This window comes from Nocardioides sp. P5_C9_2, assembly GCF_054049555.1.
In genome coordinates, this window is record NZ_JBFUMD010000425.1 from 1 (window position 1) to 3,433 (window position 3,433).

At 72.9% G+C, this 3,433-nt stretch carries 4 protein-coding genes and 1 pseudogene; all 5 read left to right on the forward strand.

Annotated features, from left to right (window positions below; translation table 11 throughout):
* Positions 1 to 147, forward strand: a pseudogene (locus ACXJKL_RS17405) (bifunctional pyr operon transcriptional regulator/uracil phosphoribosyltransferase); the annotation flags it as partial.
* A complete protein-coding gene (locus ACXJKL_RS17410) occupies positions 144 to 1,070 on the forward strand; it encodes an aspartate carbamoyltransferase catalytic subunit (protein ID WP_457208273.1) in 927 nt (308 codons plus the stop codon). The pseudogene ACXJKL_RS17405 and the gene ACXJKL_RS17410, both read left to right, overlap by 4 nt.
* Entirely contained in the window at positions 1,070 to 2,338 is a 1,269-nt protein-coding gene (locus ACXJKL_RS17415; protein ID WP_457208274.1) for a dihydroorotase, read from the forward strand. Before ACXJKL_RS17410 ends, ACXJKL_RS17415 begins: the two co-directional genes overlap by 1 nt.
* Positions 2,339 to 2,348: 10 nt before the next feature.
* On the forward strand, positions 2,349 to 2,963 hold the full coding sequence (locus ACXJKL_RS17420) for a pyridoxamine 5'-phosphate oxidase family protein (RefSeq protein ID WP_457208275.1): 615 nt from the start codon (positions 2,349 to 2,351) through the stop codon (positions 2,961 to 2,963).
* Positions 2,963 to 3,373 carry a VOC family protein gene (locus ACXJKL_RS17425; RefSeq protein ID WP_457208276.1) on the forward strand — a complete coding sequence of 137 codons (411 nt, stop codon included), beginning with the start codon at positions 2,963 to 2,965 and terminating at the stop codon, positions 3,371 to 3,373. Before ACXJKL_RS17420 ends, ACXJKL_RS17425 begins: the two co-directional genes overlap by 1 nt.
* Positions 3,374 to 3,433: the final 60 nt, after the last annotated feature.

Below are 3,433 nucleotides of genomic sequence, written 5' to 3' on the forward strand. Positions count from 1 at the left end.
CTCCTGGCCGTGCTGGTCGACCGCGGCCACCGCGAGCTGCCCATCCGCGCCGACCACGTCGGCAAGAACCTCCCCAGCGCCCGCAGCGAGCGCGTCAGCGTGCGCCTGGCCGAGGTCGACGACCTGGACGAGGTGACCATCGCATGAGGCACCTGCTCTCCATCGACGACCTCTCCGTCGACGCGATCGCGGAGATCTTCGAGACCGCCGCCGACATGCACGACGTGCAGCGCCGCGAGGTCAAGAAGCTGCCCGCACTGCGCGGGCGCACGGTGATCAACATGTTCTTCGAGGACTCGACGCGCACCCGCTCGAGCTTCGAGATCGCCGGCAAGTGGCTCTCGGCCGACGTCATCAACATCTCCGCCAAGGGCTCCAGCGCGTCCAAGGGCGAGAGCCTGCGCGACACCGTCCTCACCGTCTGCGCGATGGGCGTGGACGGCCTGGTGATCCGCCACCCCGCCTCCGGGGCCGCCCACCAGGTCAGCCAGTGGGTCGACGCCACCGTCATCAACGCCGGTGACGGGATGCACGAGCACCCCACCCAGGCGCTGCTCGACGCCTACACCCTGCAGCGCCGCCTCGGCTCGCTCGAGGGACGCCACGTCGTGATGGTGGGCGACCTGACCCACAGCCGGGTCTTCCGCTCCAACGTGCTGTGCCTGACCAAGCTCGGCGCCCGGGTCACGGTCGTCGCACCCCCGACCCTGATGCCCAGCGGCATCGACGCGTGGTCCGCGGCGGCCGGCTTCGAGACGTCGTACGACGTGGACTCCGTGCTGCCGGACGCCGACGCGGTGATGATGCTGCGCGTCCAGCGCGAGCGGATGTCCGGCGGCTACTTCCCGAGTGCCCGCGAGTACACGGTCGGCTACGGCCTCACCCGCGACCGGCTCGCGACCCTCAAGCCGGACGCCCCGATCTGCCACCCCGGCCCGATGAACCGCGGCCTCGAGATCGCCGCCGACGCCGCGGACGCCGCCCAGTCGGTCGTCCTGGAGCAGGTCTCCGGCGGCCTGGCCGTCCGGATGGCCGTGCTCTACCACCTGCTTGCCGGAGAGGATTCCTGATGTCGCTCGTGATCACCGGCGCCTCGCTGCTGGGCGAGAGGACCGGAGACCTGTACGTCGACGACGCGGGCCTGCTGGTCGACGAGGCGCCGGCGGGGGCCGAGGTCCTCGACGCCGACGGCCTCGTCGCGCTGCCGGGCCTCGTCGACCTGCATACGCACCTGCGCGAGCCCGGCCGCGAGGACGCCGAGACGATCCTCACCGGCTCGCGCGCCGCCGCGGTCGGCGGCTACACGGCCGTGCTGGCGATGGCCAACACCTCGCCGGTGACCGACACCGCCGAGGCGGCCCTCCGGGTCCTCGACCTGGGCCGCGAGGCCGGGATCGTCCACGTCCAGCCCGTCGGCGCGGTCACCCGGGGCCTCGGCGGCGAGGAGCTCGCCGAGCTGGGCCTGATGGCGCGGTCGCGCGCACGGGTCCGGGTCTTCTCCGACGACGGGAAGTGCGTCCACGACGCCCGCGTGATGCGACGCGCGCTGGAGTACGTCAAGGCGTTCGGCGGCGTGGTCTCCCAGCACGCGCAGGACCCGACGCTCGCCGGACCCGCCTCCTGCTGCCACGAGGGCGAGCTGTCCGGGCGTCTCGGCCTGCCCGGCTGGCCCGGCATCGCCGAGGAGGTCGTCGTGGCCCGCGACGTGATGCTGGCCCGGCACACCGGCTCGCGGGTCCACGTCGCGCACGTCTCGACGGCCGGCTCGGTGGAGGTGCTGCGCTGGGCCAAGGCCCAGGGCATCGACGTCACCGCGGAGGTGACACCGCACCACCTCCTGCTCACCACCGACCTGCTCACCGGCTACGACCCGACGTACAAGGTCAACCCGCCGCTGCGCCCCCAGGAGGACGTCGACGCGCTGCGGGAGGCGCTCGCCGACGGCACCATCGATGCCGTCGCCACCGACCACGCCCCGCACGCCCGCCACGACAAGGAGCACGCGTTCACCGACGCCGCCTTCGGGATGCTCGGGCTGGAGACCGCGCTGGGCGTCGTCCGCACCGCGCTCCCGGACCTGTCCTGGGCGCGGGTCGCGCAGGTCATGTCGACGACGCCGGCCCGCATCGCCGGGCTGGCCGACCACGGTTCGCTCGCTGTCGGGATGCCGGCGCACCTCACGCTGGTCGACCCGGCGGCGACGGTGACCGTCGACCGCGCCGCGTCGGTCTCGCTCTCGCGCAACAACCCGTGGCACGGTCGCGCGCTCGCCTCGAAGGTCGTGCACACCCTGTACGCCGGCAGGCTCACCGTGCGCGACGGGTCGCTGGCGTCCTAGTCTCGGCCCCATGGAGATCACCAGCGTCGACCAGCTCGAGGCGATCGTCGGGCAGCCGAGCGGGCTGGCGGTGACCAAGGAGCGCGGCGTGCTCACCGACATCGACCGTGCGTGGCTGGCCGCGACGCCGTTCTGCGTGCTGGCGACGTCCGACGCGGAGGGTCGGTGCGACGCGAGCCCCAAGGGGGACCCGTCCGGCCGGCTCGTGCAGGTCGTCGACGACCGCACCGTCGCGATCGCCGAGCGGCCGGGCAACCGCCGGGTCGACGGCTACCGCAACGTGCTCGCCAACCCGCACGTCGGCCTCACCTTCTTCGTTCCCGGACGGGGTGACACGCTGCGCATCAACGGGCGTGCCCGGCTCGTCGACGACGCGGCGTACTTCGACGCCATGGCCGTCCGGGGGAAGCGGCCGGTGCTCGCCCTCGAGGTCGACATCGAGACCGTCTTCTTCCACTGCGCGAAGGCCTTCCTGCGCTCCGGGCTGTGGGACCCGGAGTCGTGGGAGCCGGAGGCGCTGCCCCGGCGGGCGGTCATCGCCCGCGAGCTGGAGCACTCGCCGCGCACGCTGGAGGACCTCGACGACTACTACCGGCCCGACAACTACGGCAAGGGGCTCTACTGATGGCGCACCCGCAGCTCCTGCACACCGTCCTCGACGCGGTCGACGTGCGCCGCGAGGCCGAGTTCTGGCGCGAGCTGCTGGGGCTGGTCTACCGACCCGGGGACGAGGTGCCCGCGGACACCGGTGCCGACGACCTCGACTGGCTGGTGCTGACCGACCCCGGAGGTGGCCGCGTGCTCGCCTTCCAGCAGGTTGCCGAGCAGGCCCGCACCACCTGGCCGAGCCAGGACGTGCCGATGCAGCTCCACCTCGACCTCACCGTCCCCAGCACCGAGGAGCTCGCGGCGCAGCACGCCCGCGCGCTCGGGCTGGGCGCGACCGTGCTGCTGGACCGCACCGACGACGAGGACGAGCCGCTCTACGTCTTCGCCGACCCCGAGGGCCATCCCTTCTGCATCTTCCTCGCCTGAGGAGACGCCATGACCACGCCGTACGACATCCCGCTGGGCGCCGGTCAGGGGACCTACGAC